The sequence below is a fragment of the Acidovorax sp. HMWF029 genome (assembly GCF_003060895.1).
Classification (GTDB): domain Bacteria; phylum Pseudomonadota; class Gammaproteobacteria; order Burkholderiales; family Burkholderiaceae_C; genus Acidovorax.
Map to the genome: position 1 here is coordinate 1 of NZ_QAIH01000059.1, position 1,060 is coordinate 1,060.

General features: G+C 72.6%; 1 protein-coding gene and 1 pseudogene. Both read left to right on the top strand.

The window, feature by feature from the left end; all coding sequences use genetic code 11:
- Nucleotides 1-411: pseudogene (locus DBR12_RS03720) on the top strand (hypothetical protein); the annotation flags it as partial.
- Nucleotides 401-1,060: DUF1513 domain-containing protein (locus DBR12_RS22520; RefSeq protein ID WP_233244285.1), on the top strand; the 660-nt coding region annotated here is incomplete at its 3' end. The pseudogene DBR12_RS03720 and the gene DBR12_RS22520, both read left to right, overlap by 11 nt.

The window sequence follows — 1,060 nt, forward strand, 5'->3', positions numbered from 1 at the left end:
CAGATGGACAAGCCTCTGCGCGCGGCCGGATCGGGGTCTGGCGCCCGCCCGCCCGACTACCCCCGCACCGCCAGCGGCAGCACGCTGGCCGCCTGGGCCGCCACCTGGGGCGCGCTGCGCAGCCTGACCACCCTGCCCGCCAGCGCCGACATCCCCGCCGCTGGCGAGGCGCTGGTGCCGCTGGAGATGTACCTGCGCGGCAAGGGACTGAACCCGCTGGCCGACAAGATGCGTCAGGCCACCGACAAGGTGGACGCATCGATGGCGCAGGTGCAAAAAAGCGGCCTGCAGAACAAGGCGGCCATCCAGCAAACCGCGCGTGATCTGGCCGCGCTGAAGTTCCTGGCCGAATCCGAAGTGGCGCCCGCGCTGCAGGTGAGCATTGGCTTCTCGGACGCCGATGGCGACTGACCAGCACCGCCGCCACGCACTGGCCGCTCTCGCGGGCCTGGGCGCCTGCGTGATCGCCCCCGGAGCGGCCTTCGCCAGCACCGGTGACCGTGTGCACCTGGTCGCCGCGTGGGAACACCAGGGCGGTTTCCACATCGGTGTGCTGTCCACGCACGAAGGCGCTGGGCAGGCGCTGCAGGTTCACGCCGCGCTGCAGGTGCCGACACGCGCGCACGGCCTGTGTGTGTTGCCCGACGGGTCTGTCATTGCCACGGCCCGCCGCCCCGGCGACTGGCTGGTGCGCTGGCGGCCCGGCGCGGGCGGCGAGCCCCAGTGGCTGTGGCAAGACGGCGAGCGATCCTTCAACGGCCATGTGCTGGCCAGCGCCGACGGCCAGCGGCTGTACACCACCGAAACCGATGCCGAGACGGGCGCGAGCTGGGTCGTGGTGCGCGACGCCCGCACACTCGCTGCCACCGCCGTTTGGCCCACCCACGGCATCGACGCGCACGAGCTGGTCTGGGACACGCGGGGAAGCAAGGGCGGCGCCCCCACCCTGATCGTCGCCAACGGCGGCGTGCCCACCGCGCCCGAAACCGGCCGCGTCAAGCGCGACCTGGGCCGCATGGACCCATCGCTTGTGCGGCTTGACGCCCACACGGGCCGCCTG